Here is a 17,209-nt window from a genome sequence, read left to right on the forward strand (position 1 = left end):
GCCAGGCAAGAAACCGTATCAGTAGGGAGGGGCAATGAGCCTGGCCGACAACACATTCCTGTCGGTGCGCAATCTCGGCAAGCGTTATGGCGGACATACCGCGCTCGCGGATGTGTCACTGGATATACGCGCGGGAGAGCTGGTGTGCTTGCTGGGCCCGTCGGGCTGCGGCAAGACCACCTTGTTGCGCGCCATCGCGGGGCTGGATCTGCAGGACAGCGGCACGATCATGCTGTCGGGCCGCGATATTTCCCGGGCGGCGCCCGCCGAGCGTGATTATGGAATTCTGTTTCAGTCCTACGCGCTCTTCCCCAATCTGACCGTTGCGCAGAACGTCGCCTATGGCCTGAGCGGGCAACGCGCGCACCGTCCGCGTGTGGCCGCTCGCGTCGCCGAAATGCTGGACCTCGTCGGCCTGAGCGGCTCCGACCGCAAGTATCCGGGCCAGCTCTCGGGCGGGCAGCAGCAGCGCGTGGCGCTGGCGCGCGCGCTGGCGCCGTCGCCCTCGCTGCTGCTGCTCGATGAGCCCATGTCCGCGCTGGACGCGCGCGTTCGCACGCATTTGCGCGCTGAGCTGCGCGCCCTGCAGCGCCGCCTGGCCATTACGACACTCATGGTCACCCATGATCAGGAAGAGGCCATGGAGATGGCTGACCGCATCGCCGTCATGAATGGCGGGCGGATCGAGCAATTCGCTACCCCCCCCGATCTGTATCGTCAACCGGCGACCGCCTTCATCGCCGATTTCATCGGGGAGGCCAATTGGTTGGGGTATGAGCGGGTCGACGCCCATCATGTCCGCGTGGGCCGGCAAGTCATCGAGGTGAGTACCGAAGCGACAGCCGAGCGCGGGCGTTTGTTCGTGCGCCCCGAGGCCGTCCGCGTGGCGCAGACGAGCGGGCTGCCATTGAGTAACGCCTTTCTGGCGGAAGTTCAGGACGGGGTGTTTCTCGGCAGCAGCTACCGTTTGACGCTGCGCATCGAGGGGATGCCGGGTCAATTGTTGCAGGCGATCGTGTCGGCGGGAGCTGGCGACGCTTTGCTGGATCGACATGCCGCTGGCCGGTGTTGGGTGGAGCTGCCGCGTGATGCGCTACGTCCCTACGCTTGACGCCATGAACACGCCACCCTCATCCCGCCCCCTGTCGGGCGAAGGTGGCGAGATTCCCGTGCGCGGGCGTCTGCCCGGCTGGGTAGGCCGGTGGGCCACCGTCGCAGGCCAGGGCGGCTACGCGCTGGCGCTGATCGTCTGCCTGGCCCTGCCGCTGGCCGCCATTTTCGGGCGGGCCGTCACCGCAGAGCAGGGGCTGGGCCTGATGCGTGCCATCGTGTTGCAGGCAGACTTTCTCGCCATGATCGGCCGCAGCCTGGCGGTCGGCGTGATGACCGCCGTGATCGTCGTGCCCTTTGCCTACTGCTATGCCTACGGCCTGACACGCACGCGGATGCCCGGCAAAGGGTTGTTGCGCATGCTGGCCTTGCTGCCGTTGTTGGCGCCCTCGCTCTTGCCAGGCATTGCGCTGATCTATCTGCTGGGGAATCAGGGCTTGATCAAGGCCTGGACCGGCGGCTCGACCATCTACGGTTTCTGGGGCATCGTGGCGGGCGAGGTCTTCTATACCTTTCCGCATGCCCTGATGATTTTGGCCACCGGGCTGATGCTGGCTGACGGGCGGCTCTACGATGCCGCGCGCGCCATGGGTGCAGGCCCGTTGCGCACCTTTCTTACCGTCACCTTGCCTGGCACCCGTTATGCCGTGTTCTCGGCCTGCTGCCTGGTGTTCACGCTGGCGGTCACGGATTTTGGCGTGCCCAAGGTGGTGGGGGGCGACTATAACGTGCTGGCCGTGGAGGCCTATAAAGCCGTGGTCGGGCAGCAGAACTTCTCCAAGGGCGCGGCCATCGGCCTGATGCTGTTGATTCCGGCTGTGTTGACCTTCCTGCTGGACCGCCGCCTGCGCACGCGCAATGGCGCGGCTTTGAGCGGGCGTTCGCAGCGCTACGAACCGGGGCCGCACCGATTGCGCGACGTCGGTTTTCTGATTGCCGGGATCCTGATTGCGGGCTTGCTGGCGGTCGTGGTCGGCGTGGCGGTATGGGCGTCGTTCATCAAGATGTGGCCCTACAACCTGACGCTGTCGCTGCGTTCCTATGATTTCGACAACATGGACGGCGGCGGCTGGCTGGCCTGGCGCAATAGCCTGACGCTGGCTGCGTTGACGGCGGGCATCGGCACGGCGCTGGTGTTCGGCGGCGCCTGGATGATCGAGAAACTGCCCGCGCGCGCGGCGACCCGGCCGCTGCGCAGCCTGGTCGGCCTGTTGGCACTCACTCCCATGGCGGTACCCGGTCTGGTGCTGGGCCTGGGCTACATCTTCTTTTTCAACAGCCCGCTCAATCCGCTCAACGGTCTGTACGGCACGATGGCCTTGCTGGTGATCTGCACGGTGGTGCATTTCTACACCAGCGCGCACCTGACTGCCATAACCGCGCTGAACGGGCTCGATCCCGAGTTCGAATCCGCCTCGGCCGCCTTGAAAGTCCCTGCCGTGCTGACGTTCTGGCGCGTGACCCTGCCGATGTGCCTGCCTGCCGTGCTGGCCACGGCCCGCTATTTGTTCGTGTCCGCCATGACGACGGTCTCGGCCGTGGTGTTTCTCTACAGCCCATCCACGGTGCTGGCCGCCGTCGCCGTCCTGAACATGGACGACGCGGGTTTCATCGGTCCGGCCGCGGCGATGTGCACCGTCATCATGGCCAGTTCTGCCGTGGTGTCCCTGTTGCTGCATGGCGTCAGTCTGGCGCTGCTGCGGCATACACAGCGCTGGCGCACGCTGCCGCGTGATTGAAGGTTCTGTTTCTCCGCTTATCTGGATATGCCATGAATACGCTTCCTACCCGGCTTGAAGCCGTGATCTTCGATTGGGCCGGCACCTTGGTCGATTTCGGCTCTTTCGCGCCCACCCAGGTGTTTGTCGAGGCGTTTGCGCAGTTCGGCATCACGCTCAGCTTGCCGCAGGCCCGGGGCCCCATGGGCATGGGCAAGTGGGACCACATTCGCGCGCTGTGCAATCAAGCCGAGATCGCCCGGCAGTATCAGGAGCGCTTTGGTGTGTTGCCCGATGACGACGCGGTCACCGCCATCTACGAACGTTTTCTGCCCATGCAATTGGAGAAAGTCGCCGAGTACTCGGAGGTGATCCCGGGTGCCGTGGAGGTCCTGGGTGAGATCGCCCGGCGTGGGCTGAAGGTGGGTTCCTGCTCGGGCTATCCCGCCAGCGTCATGCGTCGCGTCCTCGAGCGCGCGCGGGCCGGCGGCATCGCGATCGAGCAGGTCGTCGCCAGCGACGAAGTGCCTCGTGCACGCCCTGCGCCAGCCATGGCTTTGCAGAACGCCATCGCCCTGGGCGTTGACGATGTCGCCGGCTGCGTCAAGGTCGATGACACCTGCGTCGGCATCGAGGAGGGGCGGCGCGCCGGCATGTGGTCGGTGGGCCTGATGCTCTCCGGCAATGCCGCGGGCCTGAGCTTGCCGATGTGGCAGGCGCTCAACGCCACCACCCGCAGCCAGGCGCGTGAGCGCGCCCGCCAGGCCTTCGCACCGGCCGAACCCCATTACTACATCGATACCGTGGCCGAGTTGCCGGGTGTGCTCGGCGATATCGCCACACGCTTGGCGCACGGCGAACGGCCTTGAATTTTCCCCCTGGCACCCCCTTACGGAGTTGATCCATGCCTGAATTCCCCCTGTTTGCCCGCCGCGCCCTCGGCCTGCTGGCCCTGGCCGCCGCGCCCGCGATGGCGCAACAGACCACGCTGACGGTCTACACGGCGCTCGAAGCAGATCAGATCAAGGCCTACCAGGCCGCCTTCGAGCGCGAGTATCCCGATATCAAAATTCAATGGGTGCGCGACTCCACCGGCATCATCACGGCCAAACTGCTGGCCGAGAAAGACAATCCCAAGGCAGATGTGATCTGGGGCCTGGCAGGTACTTCGCTGGGCTTGATGGACAAAGAAGGCATGCTGCAGCCTTATGCTCCCCAGGGTCTGGATCAGATCGCCCCGAATATGCGCGACGCCAAGCCCGTGCCGGCATGGGTGGGCATGGACGCCTTTGCCGGGGCCATTTGCTTCAACACCATTGAAGCCAAGAAGCAGAACCTGCCCGAGCCCAAGACCTGGCAGGATCTGACGCGCCCCGAGTACGCGGGCAAGATCGTCATGCCTAACCCTGCCTCATCAGGCACGGGCTTTCTGGATGTGAGCGCCTGGCTACAGATGTTCGGTGAAGAAAAAGGGTGGGCGTTCATGGATGCCCTGCACAAGAATATCGGCAGCTACACGCATTCGGGCTCCAAACCGTGCAATCTCGCCGCGTCGGGCGAGTTCCCGATTGGCGTGTCCTTTGACTACCGCGCCGCCAAACTGAAGGCCGAAGGCGCGCCGATCCAGCCCATCTTCCCCTCCGAAGGCCTGGGCTGGGAGGTCGAAGCGACCGCCATCGTGCGCGGCACCAAGAACCTGGAGGCCGCGCGCAAGGTGGCGGATTTTTCCGCCAGCCGCGCTGCCAACGAGTTGTACAAGACCAACTTCGCCGTGCTGGCCATTCCCTCCGTGGCCACCTCGAATCCCAACCTGCCTGCCGATCTGGCCTCGCGCATGATCAAAAACGACTTCGTCTGGGCGGCGACGCAGCGCGAACCCATTCTGGCCGAGTGGACCAAGCGCTACGACAGCAAGTCTGAACCCAAGAAGAAGTAAATCGAGGCGGGGCGTGCACGGGGCACGCCCCGCCGGCTTTCCTTTTGAGATCGTGTCATGAAATCTTTTGATGTGGTGGTGGTCGGCGGCGGGATGTTGGGCGTGGCGCATGCCTGGGCCTGTGCGCGGCGCGGCTTGTCCGTGGCGATCGTTGAGCGGGCACGCCAGGCGCACGGCGCCACCATCCGCAACTTTGGCCAAGTGCTGGTAAGCGGCCAGGCCCCGGGAGAGATGGCGGGTCTGGCCCGGCAAACTCGCGCGCTGTGGCTGCAATTGGCCGGGCAGGCCGGCTTTCATGTCCGGGCCACCGGGTCATTGGTGCTGGCGCGCAATGCGCAGGAAAACGACGTGCTCGAGGAGTTCGCCAGCCATCGTCTGCAGGCCGAAGGCTACGCGGCGCGACTGCTGAGCAACCGCGAGCTTGCCGCCTATTACGGCGGGCGGCTGGATCACCATTGCGCGGCCTTGCGCGGGGAGGACGATCTGCAGATCTTTTCGCGCGAGGCTTTGCCTGCGATCACGCGCTATCTGGCTGACGCGCTGGGCGTGACCCTGATCGATGGCACCCTGGCGCGCCGAGCCGAGGGCGGCGAGGTCCACACCACGGCGGGGCGGCTCAAGGCAGGCCATGTCTTTGTCTGCCCGGGGCACGATTACCTGACGCTCTGGCCGGAGTGCTTTGCCGGATTGGGTCTGGAGGTATCGCGCTTGCAGATGATGCGCGTGGCTTTCGCCGAGCAGGCTTTCCCGTTGGATATGCCGTTGTTGACCGGCCTGTCATGCGTGCACTATGGCGCGTTTGCCGATCTGCCGAGCGCGCAGCGCTTGCGGCAGACGTTCGAGGCGCGTAGCCCCTTTCTGATGCGGGAAGGCATTCATCTGCTGATCAGCCCTACGCCTCACGGTGATCTGATCGTGGGCGATTCGCATCGTTATGGCGTCGATGCCGTGCCGTTTAACGATGAGGCGGTCGATGAGGCGCTCTTGGGGCTGGCGCAGCAGGCGCTGGGCGCTCGCTTGCGGGTGCTGGAGCGCTGGCAGGGCGTGTATGGCGCGCATGGCCCGGCTCCGTACTCGGTCTTGCGGGCCGATGCGCAGACGACGATCGCCGTCATGCACTCCGGCGTGGGCATGACGGTCGGGCTGGCCATTGGCGAGCGGACGGTGGCGGCGGTCATGGCTTAGTGCTCGCCACGGCGGGCCCGGGGGGATCCGCCCGCCGCGTCGGCCGCTGCGAGGGCTTACACGCCGATGCCGCGGGCCATCAGCGTGGCGCACAGCGCCATCACAATCAGCAGATGCGCTTCGATCATGACCCATCGGCGCGTGGCGCTGATCGCCTCGGCAGACGGCAGAAAACTCGCATCCTGAGCGGCTGAATCACGCCAACGCAGATAGGTCAGCGTCGGCTTGAGCGAACAGAGGCCAATAATGATGAAGACGGTGAGTTTGGCGTGAAACCAGGGGTTGATCATATAGAACAACCCGCCCTTGGCGCCCAAGGCAAAGCGTAGCACCCCAGTGCCCAGGGCAAGCAGGGCGGCCAGCAGATAGATGCGGTCATACTTGAGCAGTCTGCCAAGGGCCTCGCGGGTGAGGCTGGGGCGCAGCAATACGGATTCGGCCGTGATCAGCACCACGACGAGAAAAATGGCCAGATAGTGCAGCCAGGCCAGGAGGGCGTCTTGCAACATGGGGGCTTCCTTGTCCTTGGGGCCGGCGGACGCCGGCCATGCGCTGATTTTTACCGCAAATCAGCAGGACTCGGCGCCCGTCGCCTTAAGGATCTGCCCAGCGGCGCAGCAAGTTATGGTAGACGCCCGTGAGTGCGACGGCCTGCGAACTGCCTGCGCCCAGGGCGTTCGCGGTCTCCTGAATGGCCCCATCCAACTCATAGAGCAAAGTGCGTTGGCCATCGTCGCGGATCAGGCTTTGTATCCAGAAAAAAGCCGCGATGCGTTCGCCCTGGGTAACGGCCGTGACGCGGTGCAGGCTGGTCGAGGGGTAGAGCACCATGTCGCCGGCCGGCAGCTTGACGCGGTGCTCTCCGTAAGTGTCCTGAATGACCAGCTCACCGCCTTCATAGTCTTCGGGTGAGCGAAGAAACAGCGTGGCAGACAGATCCGTGCGTATCCCGCGCCTTTCGCCCGGCGGATAGCGGATCGCATTGTCCACGTGCATCCCAAAGGCCTCGCCAGCACCGTAGCGATTGAACAGCATCGGAAAGATGCGGGCCGGCAAGGCGGCCGAAATGAACAAGGGATGACGCAGCAGTTGCTGCTCGATATGGGCGGCGATACGCAGGCCGACCGGGCTGTCAGGCGGCAATTGGCGATTGTGCTTGACCAGGGTCGACTGAAAACCCGCCGTGCGGGCGCCGTCCTCCCACTCGGTGCTTTCCAGCTCGAGCAGGTATTGGCGCGCGACGGCGGGCTCCAGTACGCCGGGGATATGCAAGAGCATGGTCCGGTCTCAATAGCGCCACAATGCCGTCAGGATGGCCGAACGGCCGTCGCCGAGCTCGACTTGCGATGATCGCGCCTGCGCCCCGGGGTTCTGGCGAACCTTTTCGATATAGGCCTTGTCGGTCAGGTTGTCGATGTTCAGTTGCAGGCTGAGATTGGCGTTGACCGTGTACGCCACCATCAGGCTGTGGACGGCGTAGCCCGGCACATCGCCGCCGCCCGTGGAGCTGACCGGACGTTTGCCGATGGTGCGGATGCCATAGCCGGCCTTCCAGCCGGAGGGCCAGGAATAGGTCGTCCAGAGGCTCAGGCTATGGTTGGGCGTATTGCCCAGCGGCAGACCCTCTTGCGCGGGCGTGGCGGCGGATTTCAGCGTGCGGGTGTGCAGGTAGGTGTAGCCGGCATAGACATCCCATTGGGAGGTGAGCTTGCCGGTCGCGCCAAGCTCCAGGCCGCGGACGCGCTGCCGGCCGCTGAGCGTATTGCTGCCATCGGACAGGCGCTCGCGGGCATTTTGCTTAGTGGTCTGGAACAAGGCCGCCGTCAGGGCGAGCTGGCGATCGAGCACATCCCATTTGGTGCCGAGCTCCAGGCTGTTGTTGCGTTCCGGGGCAAGGTCGTTGGTGGCCGGCGCCAGCCCGCGCCCCGTGGTGACGGCCGGCTCGGAGGACGGGTTGAAGGAGCTGCCATAGGCCAGGTAGACACGGCCGTTGTCCGCGGGTTTATAGGTCAGGGCCGCTCGTCCGCTGAAGGCGCGTGTCTTGGACAGGTTGCGCGTGACTTTGCCGCCGGTGGGCTGGGTGCGTCCACGGGCGTCTATCCAATCATGCCGCAAGCCCAGGCCCAGGTCCCAAGCAGGGGCCAGGGCGACATTGTCGGTGAGGTACAGCGCGCGGGTGACCAGGCTGGAACGCAGCTGCTCGGTGCTGCTGCGCTGGCGCGGGCCGCTCCAGTAGCCCGGGGGATGGGCGATCGGATAGCCGTCGGCCGGGTAGTGCTTGTTCAGGTTGTAGCTGGACTTCTCCAGATGGAAGGTCTCTTCGGAGAGCTCCACGCCCGCGCCGAATTTGTGCGTCAGGCCGAGGATCTCGCTGTCGACGTTGAGGTGGGTCTGGTTGGCCAGCAGCTTGGTGCTCATGTCGCGGCCATAGCCCTGGGGGCCGGCGGGTTTGTAATAACCCGGCTTCAGGCCCGTGACGTTGATCTGCGAGGCGGAGATGACGGTGTCGCGATCGAGTTGCGAGTAGCGCGTGAGATTCTGCAGCTTGGCGCCGGAGTCGAAGCGGTGGACGACTTCGGAGGTGGCGATGTGCGAGTGCGCGTACTCGTGATCCAGGTTGCGCCAGCCGAAGTAGGCATGACGATCAACCAGCGGCTGGCCATTGCGTGCGGGCAAACCATAGTCGGGAAGGTTGCGGTCGGTCTGGTAGAAGTAGCTCAAGGTCCACTGCGTGGGCCCGCCCACGCCCAGCTTGATCGATGGCGCCACGCCCCAACGCTTGCGATCCACCGGATCCCGGCCAGGGACGTCATTGCCGTGGGCCATGATGTTCAGGCGCCAGGCGGCGCCGGCGTGCGGCAGGGTCTGGTTGGCGTCGAGGGCCACGCGCCGGTAGCGGTCGGAGCCCAGGCCGGTCTCGGCATGGACGAAGTCTTCCTGGCGCGGGCGTTTCGTGATCAGGTTGATGCTGCCGCCGGTGGTGCCGGCACCGCCGAAGACGGAGTTGGGCCCCTTGATGACCTCGACCGATTCGTAGTTGAACAGGTCGCTACGGTTGGATTGGCCGCTGTCGCGCAGGCCGTCGATTTGGATGTTGGTGCTGGCGTTGAAGCCGCGCACATTGACGTTGTCACCCAGGCCGCCGCCGCCTTCGCCCGCGTTGAAGGTCACGCCGCTGACGTTGTTGAGCACCTGGCGCAGGCCGTGGGCGTTCTGCTCTTCTCTGACACTATCGGGGATGATGTTGATCGACTGAGGAATGTCGAGCAGGGGCTGCGCATACTTGGGCGAGGCGGAGTTATCCACCTTGGGACTGGGCGACGCGGTGACTTCGACAGGCGCGAGCTGCACCGCGTCGGCCGGCGCGGCGGCCGCGGGACTGCTGGCGGCCGACAGACCGAGGGCGATGAAGGCGCTGCCCAGGCGCGAGGCGGGCGGCCGTGCGAAGGCACGAATAGCAGAAGTAGACATACGCGACTGATACTGATTTTCATTCAATGATCGGAGCCACGATGATGTTTCGGGCGGGATCAAGGCGGTATCAGGCCAATCGTTTTTGTCTGCGCGACGTTTCTTTGTAATACGCCGTGCGCGCCAGGCAAAAAAAAACCGGGGCAGGCGCCCCGGTTGGTCAAGCAGCGTGCGATCAGCGGGCTTCGGCTTCCTGCTGCGCATCCACCACGGCCAGCGCCGTCATGTTGACGATGCGGCGCACGGTCGCGCTGGTGGTCAGGATGTGCACCGGACGGGCGGCGCCCAACAGGATGGGGCCCATTGCCACCCCATTGCTGCCGGTCATCTTGAGCATGTTGTAGGTGATATTGCCGGTATCCAGATTCGGCATCACCAGCAGATTGGCCGGTCCCTTGAGCGAGCTGTCGGGATAGGCCTGCACGCGGATCTTTTCGGACAGCGCGGCATCGGCATGCATCTCGCCGTCAACCTCCAGATGAGGCGCGCGCTCGGCGACCAGACGGCGGGCATGCGCCATCTTGCGCGACGATTCGGTCGGGCGGCTGCCGAAGTTCGAGTGCGACAGCAACGCGATCTTGGGCGTGACGCCAAAGCGCATCATTTCCTCGCCGGCCTGGATGGTGATGTTGGCGACTTCCTCGGCCGAGGGGTTCTCGTTGACATGCGTATCGGCCACGAACAGCGTCTGGTCAGGCAGCATGAGGACGTTCAGCGCGGCGAAGGTCTGGCCCGGCTTGGTGCCGATGACTTCGTCGATGTACTTGAGCTGGTTGTCGTACTTGCTGGCCACGCCGCAGAGCAGGGCGTCCGCATCGCCACGGCGCAGCAGCATGGCCGCGATCAGCGTGTTGTGCTTGCGGATCATGGCTTTGGCCACGGTGGGCGTGACGCCGTTGCGGCCTTGCAGCTGATAGTAGGCCTGCCAGGTGTCGTTGAAACGGCCGTCGTCCTCGGGATCGACGATCTCGATGTTCTGGCCGGCGATCAGACGCAGGCCGAACTTCTTGATGCGCATCTCGATGACGGCGGGCCGGCCGATGAGGATGGGGTAGGCGAGTTTCTCATCGACCACCACCTGTACGGCGCGCAGGACGCGCTCGTCCTCGCCGTCGGCGTAGACCACGCGCTTGGGCGCCGTCTTGGCCTGCTTGAACAGCGGGCGCATCAACTGGCCCGAATGATAGACAAAGCCCATCAGCTTCTGGCGGTAGGCTTCGATGTCCTCGATCGGGCGGCTGGCCACGCCGGAGTCGGCGGCGGCCTGGGCCACGGCCGGGGCGATCTGCACGATCAGGCGCGGATCAAACGGCTTGGGGATGATGTACTCAGGTCCGAACGACAGCTCCTGGCCGGCGTAGGCGCGAGCCACTTCATCGTTTTGTTCGGCCTGGGCCAGCTCGGCAATCGCCTTGACGCAAGCCAGCTTCATCTCTTCGGTGATGCGGGTGGCGCCGGCATCCAGCGCGCCGCGGAAGATGAAGGGGAAGCACAGGACGTTATTGACCTGGTTCGGGTAGTCGGAGCGGCCCGTGGCGATGATGCAATCCGGACGCGCGGCGCGGGCGATCTCGGGACGGATTTCCGGCTCGGGGTTGGCCAGCGCCAGAATCAGGGGATTGACCGCCATGGTCTTGACCATGTCGCCGGTCAGCACGCCGGCCGTCGAGCAACCGAGGAAGACGTCGGCGTCCTTGACCACGTCGGCCAGGGTGCGCGCATCGGTCTTCTGGGCATAGCGGCGCTTGTTGGCCTCCATGTTCTCTTCACGGCCTTCCCAGATCACGCCGCGCGAATCCACCACGTAGATGTTTTCGCGCTGGATGCCCAGGTGTACCAGCAGGTCCAGGCAGGCGATGGCGGCAGCGCCGGCGCCAGAGCATGCCAGCTTGACCTTGTCCATGTCCTTGCCGACCACTTTCAGGCCGTTGAGGATGGCCGCGGCGGAAATGATGGCCGTGCCGTGCTGGTCGTCATGGAAGACGGGGATCTTCATGCGCTCGCGCAGCTTCTTCTCAATATAGAAGCACTCGGGCGCCTTGATGTCTTCGAGGTTGACGCCGCCCAGGGTGGGTTCGAGCGCCGCGATGATGTCGACCAGCTTGTCGGGATCGTTCTCGGCCAGTTCGATGTCGAAGACATCGATGCCGGCGAATTTCTTGAACAGGCAGCCCTTGCCTTCCATCACCGGCTTGGCGGCCAGCGGGCCGATGTTGCCCAGGCCGAGCACGGCCGTGCCGTTGGTGATGACGCCAACCAGATTGGCGCGCGAGGTGTACAGCGAGGCGGCCTCGTTGCCTTTGTCGTAGATCGCCATGCAAGCCGCAGCCACGCCAGGCGAGTAGGCCAGCGACAGATCGTCCTGGTTGGCCAGCGTCTTGGTGGGAGTGACGGAGATTTTGCCCGGCGTGGGATAGGCGTGGTAGTCCAGCGCCAACTTGGTGAGGGTTTCGTCCATGAGTAAGGTACTGCCTTTGCGCTAACTATGAAAAAGCGTTGAACGGGCGTGAGGGCCCGTCCCGAGTCCTCGGGATAACCACGTATTTCAACAGAAAGCGCGCGATCGTGCATGAGCTCCCGCTGTTGCGATGCAGCGAAGGCGCATGCCGCGCCTCACGGACCTATTCGAGCCAGGGCGCGCGCGGGCGTTGGCTCAGGCGGCTGCGCTGCGCATCGCGGGCCTGCCGCCAGTCGGCGTCCTGCTCGGCCAGGAGGTCCAGCGCGTGCAGCGCGATCCATTCGGCGCCGATTTCAAAGAAATCGCGCAGGCGGGCTCGGGTATCGCTGCGCCCGAAGCCATCGGTGCCCAGGCTGCGAAAGCGCCCGGGCACCCAGGCGCGGATCTGATCGGGCACGGCTCGCACATAATCCGATACCGCGATGGTGGGCAGAGCGCTCGGGAGGCATTGTTGTATCCAGGCAGGCTCGCCCGGCAAACCCAGGGCCGAGTCACGCTCGGCCCGCCGGCCGTCGCGGGCCAGTTCGCTGAAACTGGTCACGCTCCAGACCTCGGCCGCCACGCCATAGCGTTGTTCCAGCAGCGCCGCCGCCGCCTGGGCTTCGGGCAGCATGGGGCCGGCGCCCAGCAGTCGCAGCCGGGGGGCGGTGGCCTGGCGGACACAATGCATGCCGCGCAGAATACCCGCCGTCGAGTCGGGCGGCATATCGGGCTGAGGCAGGTTTTCGTTGGTGACCGTCAGGTAATAGAACTCGTCGCGCTGTTCGCCCAGCATGCGGCGCATGCCTGCTTCGACGATGACGGCGACCTCATAGGCATAGGCCGGATCGTAGGCGCGGCAGTTGGGAACCGTGGAGGCGATGAGATGGCTGGCCCCGTCCTGGTGTTGCAGGCCTTCGCCGCCCAGGGTGCTGCGCCCCGAGGTCGCGCCGATCAGAAAGCCTCGGCAGCGTTGATCGGCGGCGGCCCAGATGAGGTCGCCCACGCGCTGAAAGCCGAACATCGAATAGTAAATATAGAAGGGCAGGGTGGGCAGGTCATGCGTGGAGTAGCTGGTGCCAGCGGCCGTCCACGACGATATCGCCCCGGCTTCGGTGATGCCTTCTTCGAGAATCTGGCCGTCGCGCGCTTCGCGATACGAAAGCACCGAGCCGATGTCCTCCGGCTCGTAGAGCTGGCCCTGCGCGGAATAGATGCCGATCTGGCGAAACAGGTTGGCCATGCCGAAGGTACGGGCCTCGTCGGCCACGATGGGAACCACCCGCGGGCCAAGCTCGGGCTGTTTGAGCAGTTGCGTCAACATGCGCACCACGGCCATCGTGGACGACATTTCCTTGCCCTGGGCCTGCAGGGCAAAGGGGGCGAACTCCACCGCGGGCGGCGTGGCCAATGAGCGGGCACCGCGCGAGCGGCGCGGAATATAGCCGCCCAGCGCCTGGCGCCGCGCGTGCAGGTGGCGCAGCTCCCGGCTGTCGGCTGCCGGGCGGTAAAAACGCAGGTTCAGACAATCGTCATCGGACAGCGGCAGGGCGAAGCGGTCGCGGAATGCCAGCAAAGCCTGATCGTCCAGTTTCTTCTGCTGGTGCGTGGTCATGCGGCCCTGGCCGGCTTCGCCCATGCCGAACCCTTTCTTGGTTTGCGCCAGGATGACCGTGGGCTGGCCCCGGTGACGCACGGCGCGGTGATAGGCGGCGTGGATTTTCACCATATCGTGCCCGCCGCGGCGCAGACGGTCGATGGCGTCGTCATCCAGGCCGCAGATCAGCGCCGCCAGGGCAGGGTCCTGGCCGAAGAAATGTTCGCGGTTGTAGGCGCCGTCTTTGGCGGCAAAGGTCTGGAACTGCCCGTCAACGGTGTGCGAGAAGGCGCGCGCCAGCGCGGCGTCGTCGTCTGCCGCAAGCAGCGCGTCCCAGTCGCCGCCCCACAGCAGCTTGATGACATTCCAGCCCGCGCCCGCATAGAGCGTTTCGAGTTCGTCGATGATGCGGCCATTGCCGCGCACCGGGCCGTCCAGGCGTTGCAGATTGCAGTTGATGACGAAGACCAGGTTGTCGAGTTTCTCGCGCGCGGCCAGCGTCAGCGCGGCAATGGATTCGGGTTCGTCCATTTCGCCATCCCCGAAAATGCCCCAGACGCGGCGCTCGGATGCCGCGGCCAGGCCGCGATGCTCCAGATAGCGCATGTAGCGCGCCTGATAAATGGCATTGATGGGGCCGATGCCCATGGATCCGGTCGGGAATTGCCAGAAATCCGGCATCAGCCAGGGGTGCGGATAAGAGGACAGGCCCCGCCGTCCCTGTTCGCGGGCCGTGATCTCCTGGCGAAACAGCGCCAGATCCGCTTCCTCCAGAAATCCCTCCAGAAAGGCGCGGGCGTAGATGCCGGGTGCGGAGTGCGGCTGCATGTAAATGAGGTCCGCGCCCTGTTGCGCCGAGCCGGCGCGAAAGAAATGGTTGAAACCCACTTCGAACAGGTCCGCGGCCGAGGCGTAGCTGGCAATATGGCCGCCCAGTTCGCCATGCGCCTGGTTGGCGCGCACGACCATGGCCAGAGCATTCCAGCGGTTGATGCTGGCCAGGCGCGCTTCCAGCTCCAGATCGCCAGGAAAGGCCGGTTCCTCGGCCCGCGCGATGGTGTTCAGATACGGGGTGTTGGCGTGGTGAGGCAGTTTCAACCCCAGCTTGCCCGCGTGCTCGATCAGACAGCCCAGGACGTAAGCCGCGCGCTCGCTGCCTTCGGCATGAAGCAGGGAGCTGAGGGCGTCGCGCCATTCGGCGGTTTCGGCGGCGTCGCTGTCGACGGCGGCGGGGCGTGCTGACATGGTTGTCTCCGGTAGGGCTTTTTCCGTAATCGTAGAACCGAGTCTCCAGCATGGGTGACTGAAAGCGGCGCGCCGGTCCGGGTCGCCGCGGCACGCGCTGCCGCCGGGCGCACATTTGGCAGCCGAATATGCTGATATCAGGGTTTTCGTTGCCCTCTGAAACCGCAGCGGCCCGGCCTGGCGCTACCATGTTGGGCAACCGGCATCGTCGCGCCGGACAGGGAGAGAATCGATGGCCGAGGGTTTGCGGGTTCCGGATTCGATGTCATTGCCGGAGCTGACCGTGCGCGGGGTCTTGCTGGGCATGGTCATCACGGTGATTTTTACCGCGTCCAATGTCTTTCTGGGCTTGAAGGTCGGGTTGACGTTTTCATCGGCCATCCCGGCCGCCGTGATTTCGATGTCGGTGCTGCGGATGTGCTCCGGCGCCAACATTCTGGAAAACAACATGGTGCAGACCCAGGCCTCGGCGGCTGGCACCCTGTCGTCCATCATCTTCATCCTGCCCTCGCTGGTGATGCTGGGGCATTGGCAGCATTTCCCGTTCTGGCAGACGCTGGCCATCTGCGCGGCCGGCGGCATGCTGGGCGTGATGTTCTCGATTCCGCTGCGTCACTTGATGGTGGTCAAGAGTTCCTTGCCCTACCCCGAAGGCGTGGCCGCAGCCGAGATCCTGCGCGTGGGCAGCAGTGCGCGCGCGCAGCAAGGCGCCGGCGAGCGCGCGCCTACCGGCATGGGCGACATTCTTTTGGGTGGCGGGGTGGCCGCCGTGGTCAGTTTTGCCGCCAGCGGCCTGCGCCTGCTGGGTGACGCCGTCAACGGCTGGTGGTCGCTGGGCTCGGCGGTGCTGCGCTTGCCCATGGGATTTTCGCTGGCCTTGCTCGGCGCGGGCTATTTGATCGGCATCGTGGCGGGCCTGGCCATGTTGACGGGTCTGCTCATCGCCTGGGGAGTGGCCGTGCCGGTGCTGACATGGCACGCCGTGCCCGCGGCCGGGCAGAGCCTGGCCGACTTCGGCACCCACATCTGGAGTTCGCAGGTGCGCTTCATCGGCGCTGGCGTGATCGGCGTGGGGGCGGTTTGGACCCTGGCGCTGCTGTTTCTGCCCATGATGCGCGGGATGGCGGCCATGTTCGGCTCCCTGACCGCAGGCGGGCGCACGCGCGGCGAGGTGCCGCGCACGGAGCGCGACCTGCCCGGGGGATGGATCGCGTTGCTGACGCTGGCCCTGGTGGCAGTGCTGGTCGGGGTGTTTGCGTATTTTCTGGGGCAAGCCCCCGCCGCGCAGGGACGGCTCTGGTCGCTGGTGACCTACGCCGTGCTGTTCGCCTTTGTGTTCGGGTTTCTGGTGGCCGCGGCCTGCGGCTATATGGCCGGGCTGGTGGGCTCATCGACCAGCCCGATCTCCGGGGTGGGTATCGTGGCCATCGTGCTGGTGTCCCTGCTGATGGTTGCGCTGCACAAGGAGGATGGCCTGTTGGCCACCCCCGAAGGGCTGCGGCTGGCGACGGCACTGGCCATTTTCACGACCGCAGCGGTCATTGCCGTGGCCTCGATCGCCAACGACAATCTGCAGGACTTGAAGACCGGTTGGCTGGTCGGTGCCACGCCCTGGCGGCAGCAGGTGGCCCTGCTGATCGGTTGCCTGGTCGGCGCGGCCGTCATTTCGCCGGTGCTGGATCTACTCTACAACGCCTATGGCTTTACCGGCGCCTTGCCGCGGCCGGATATGGACCCCGATCGCGCGCTGTCCGCGCCCCAGGCCTCACTCATGCTGGCCATCGCACGGGGCATTTTTCTGCGCGACCTGAACTGGCTGATGATAGTGATCGGCATGGGCGTCGGGGTGGCGCTGATCGCGGTGGACGAGGTGCTGCGGCGTTGTTGCGAGGTCGCCCGCATGCCGGTGCTGGCCGTGGGCATCGGCATTTATCTGCCGCCGACCGTCAGCGCGCCCATCGTGGTCGGCGCGGTGTTGGCCTGGTGGCTGGAGCGGGTGTTGCGCCGGCGGGCGGTGGCGCGCGGCTTGCCGCTGGCCGAATATGCCGCGGCAGCCCGGCGGCGCGGGGTGTTGCTGGCCTCGGGCCTGATCGTGGGCGAAAGCCTCGTAGGGGTCTTGATGGCCGCCGTGATCGGCGCGGCGCAGCAGGATGCGCCCTTGGCGCTGGTCGGGCCGGGCTTTGCCGCCACCGCGGAATGGCTGGGTTTGGCGGTTTTCGTGGCGGTCGTGATCGGGTTTGGCCGGCGGGTGCTGGCCCGGGGGGACTTGGCGGCCTGACCGCGCCGTCGTATTCTGGCCACTTGACCTCGGGCGGCGCGGGGGAACCTGCGCCGCGAGATGGAGTCATAAAGCAGTGCGTAGGCACCGCGTAGATGGCCGTAACCTGTGCCTTGGCGCTGGTATTCTGCCCGGGAATGCCGGCATGCTCGACTTTCCTGCCTTGTCATGCGAATGCAGCAAGACGGAGGCAAACTCGAAGGAGTATACTGACCACACGGCTTTCGAGGCT

The 17,209-nt window shown here is 65.4% G+C and carries 11 protein-coding genes; 6 read left to right on the top strand and 5 right to left on the bottom strand.

Features of this window, described 5'->3' with window-relative positions:
- The first annotated feature begins 34 nt into the window (after positions 1 to 34).
- Genes CAL22_RS06770 through CAL22_RS06790 form a run of 5 tightly spaced genes read left to right on the top strand, consistent with a single transcriptional unit; the run spans position 35 to position 5,949 of the window.
- Positions 35 to 1,111, top strand: coding sequence for a putative 2-aminoethylphosphonate ABC transporter ATP-binding protein (locus CAL22_RS06770; RefSeq protein WP_094811641.1), 1,077 nt, complete (start codon positions 35 to 37; stop codon positions 1,109 to 1,111).
- Between the two features lie 4 nt (positions 1,112 to 1,115).
- A complete protein-coding gene (locus tag CAL22_RS06775; protein ID WP_432264299.1) occupies positions 1,116 to 2,849 on the top strand; it encodes a putative 2-aminoethylphosphonate ABC transporter permease subunit in 1,734 nt (577 codons plus the stop codon).
- 32 nt (positions 2,850 to 2,881) lie between these two features.
- Positions 2,882 to 3,697: a phosphonoacetaldehyde hydrolase gene (phnX, locus tag CAL22_RS06780; RefSeq protein ID WP_094811645.1), complete on the top strand. Its 816-nt coding sequence runs from the start codon at positions 2,882 to 2,884 to the stop codon at positions 3,695 to 3,697.
- A 35-nt stretch (positions 3,698 to 3,732) separates the two neighbouring features.
- Entirely contained in the window at positions 3,733 to 4,764 is a 1,032-nt protein-coding gene (locus CAL22_RS06785) for a putative 2-aminoethylphosphonate ABC transporter substrate-binding protein (RefSeq protein ID WP_094811647.1), read from the top strand.
- A gap of 57 nt (positions 4,765 to 4,821) precedes the next feature.
- Positions 4,822 to 5,949, top strand: a complete 1,128-nt coding sequence (locus tag CAL22_RS06790) for a TIGR03364 family FAD-dependent oxidoreductase (protein WP_094811649.1) — start codon at positions 4,822 to 4,824, stop codon at positions 5,947 to 5,949.
- 56 nt (positions 5,950 to 6,005) lie between these two features.
- On the opposite strand, the gene CAL22_RS06795 is transcribed toward CAL22_RS06790, so the two are convergent.
- The 5 genes from CAL22_RS06795 to mdeB all read right to left on the bottom strand — a co-directional run bounded on the left by CAL22_RS06795 (position 6,006) and on the right by mdeB (position 14,699).
- Entirely contained in the window at positions 6,006 to 6,458 is a 453-nt protein-coding gene (locus tag CAL22_RS06795) for a DUF2214 family protein (RefSeq protein ID WP_094811651.1), read from the bottom strand.
- Positions 6,459 to 6,543: 85 nt separating this feature from the next.
- Positions 6,544 to 7,227, bottom strand: coding sequence for a Fe2+-dependent dioxygenase (locus CAL22_RS06800; protein WP_094811653.1), 684 nt, complete (start codon positions 7,225 to 7,227; stop codon positions 6,544 to 6,546).
- A 9-nt stretch (positions 7,228 to 7,236) separates the two neighbouring features.
- Positions 7,237 to 9,420 carry a TonB-dependent receptor gene (locus CAL22_RS06805; protein ID WP_094811655.1) on the bottom strand — a complete coding sequence of 728 codons (2,184 nt, stop codon included), beginning with the start codon at positions 9,418 to 9,420 and terminating at the stop codon, positions 7,237 to 7,239.
- A gap of 175 nt (positions 9,421 to 9,595) precedes the next feature.
- Positions 9,596 to 11,878 carry an NADP-dependent malic enzyme gene (locus tag CAL22_RS06810; protein ID WP_094811657.1) on the bottom strand — a complete coding sequence of 761 codons (2,283 nt, stop codon included), beginning with the start codon at positions 11,876 to 11,878 and terminating at the stop codon, positions 9,596 to 9,598.
- 163 nt (positions 11,879 to 12,041) lie between these two features.
- On the bottom strand, positions 12,042 to 14,699 hold the full coding sequence (gene mdeB / locus CAL22_RS06815) for an alpha-ketoglutarate dehydrogenase (protein ID WP_094811659.1): 2,658 nt from the start codon (positions 14,697 to 14,699) through the stop codon (positions 12,042 to 12,044).
- Positions 14,700 to 14,931: 232 nt separating this feature from the next.
- Between mdeB and CAL22_RS06820 the strand changes: the two genes are divergently transcribed.
- A complete protein-coding gene (locus tag CAL22_RS06820) occupies positions 14,932 to 16,977 on the top strand; it encodes an OPT family oligopeptide transporter (RefSeq protein WP_094811661.1) in 2,046 nt (681 codons plus the stop codon).
- The last annotated feature ends 232 nt before the right edge of the window (positions 16,978 to 17,209 follow it).

It is taken from the genome of Bordetella genomosp. 12 (assembly GCF_002261355.1).
In the GTDB taxonomy this organism is placed as follows: domain Bacteria; phylum Pseudomonadota; class Gammaproteobacteria; order Burkholderiales; family Burkholderiaceae_B; genus Bordetella.

Coding starts and splice junctions, on each gene's coding strand:
- CAL22_RS06790 (WP_094811649.1), top strand. CDS start 4,822: ATGAAATCTTTTGATGTGGTGGTGGTCGGCGGCGGGATGTTGGGCGTG.
- CAL22_RS06770 (WP_094811641.1), top strand. CDS start 35: ATGAGCCTGGCCGACAACACATTCCTGTCGGTGCGCAATCTCGGCAAG.
- mdeB (WP_094811659.1), bottom strand. CDS start 14,699: ATGTCAGCACGCCCCGCCGCCGTCGACAGCGACGCCGCCGAAACCGCC.
- CAL22_RS06820 (WP_094811661.1), top strand. CDS start 14,932: ATGGCCGAGGGTTTGCGGGTTCCGGATTCGATGTCATTGCCGGAGCTG.
- CAL22_RS06810 (WP_094811657.1), bottom strand. CDS start 11,878: ATGGACGAAACCCTCACCAAGTTGGCGCTGGACTACCACGCCTATCCC.
- CAL22_RS06800 (WP_094811653.1), bottom strand. CDS start 7,227: ATGCTCTTGCATATCCCCGGCGTACTGGAGCCCGCCGTCGCGCGCCAA.
- CAL22_RS06785 (WP_094811647.1), top strand. CDS start 3,733: ATGCCTGAATTCCCCCTGTTTGCCCGCCGCGCCCTCGGCCTGCTGGCC.
- CAL22_RS06775 (WP_432264299.1), top strand. CDS start 1,116: ATGAACACGCCACCCTCATCCCGCCCCCTGTCGGGCGAAGGTGGCGAG.
- phnX (WP_094811645.1), top strand. CDS start 2,882: ATGAATACGCTTCCTACCCGGCTTGAAGCCGTGATCTTCGATTGGGCC.
- CAL22_RS06805 (WP_094811655.1), bottom strand. CDS start 9,420: ATGTCTACTTCTGCTATTCGTGCCTTCGCACGGCCGCCCGCCTCGCGC.
- CAL22_RS06795 (WP_094811651.1), bottom strand. CDS start 6,458: ATGTTGCAAGACGCCCTCCTGGCCTGGCTGCACTATCTGGCCATTTTT.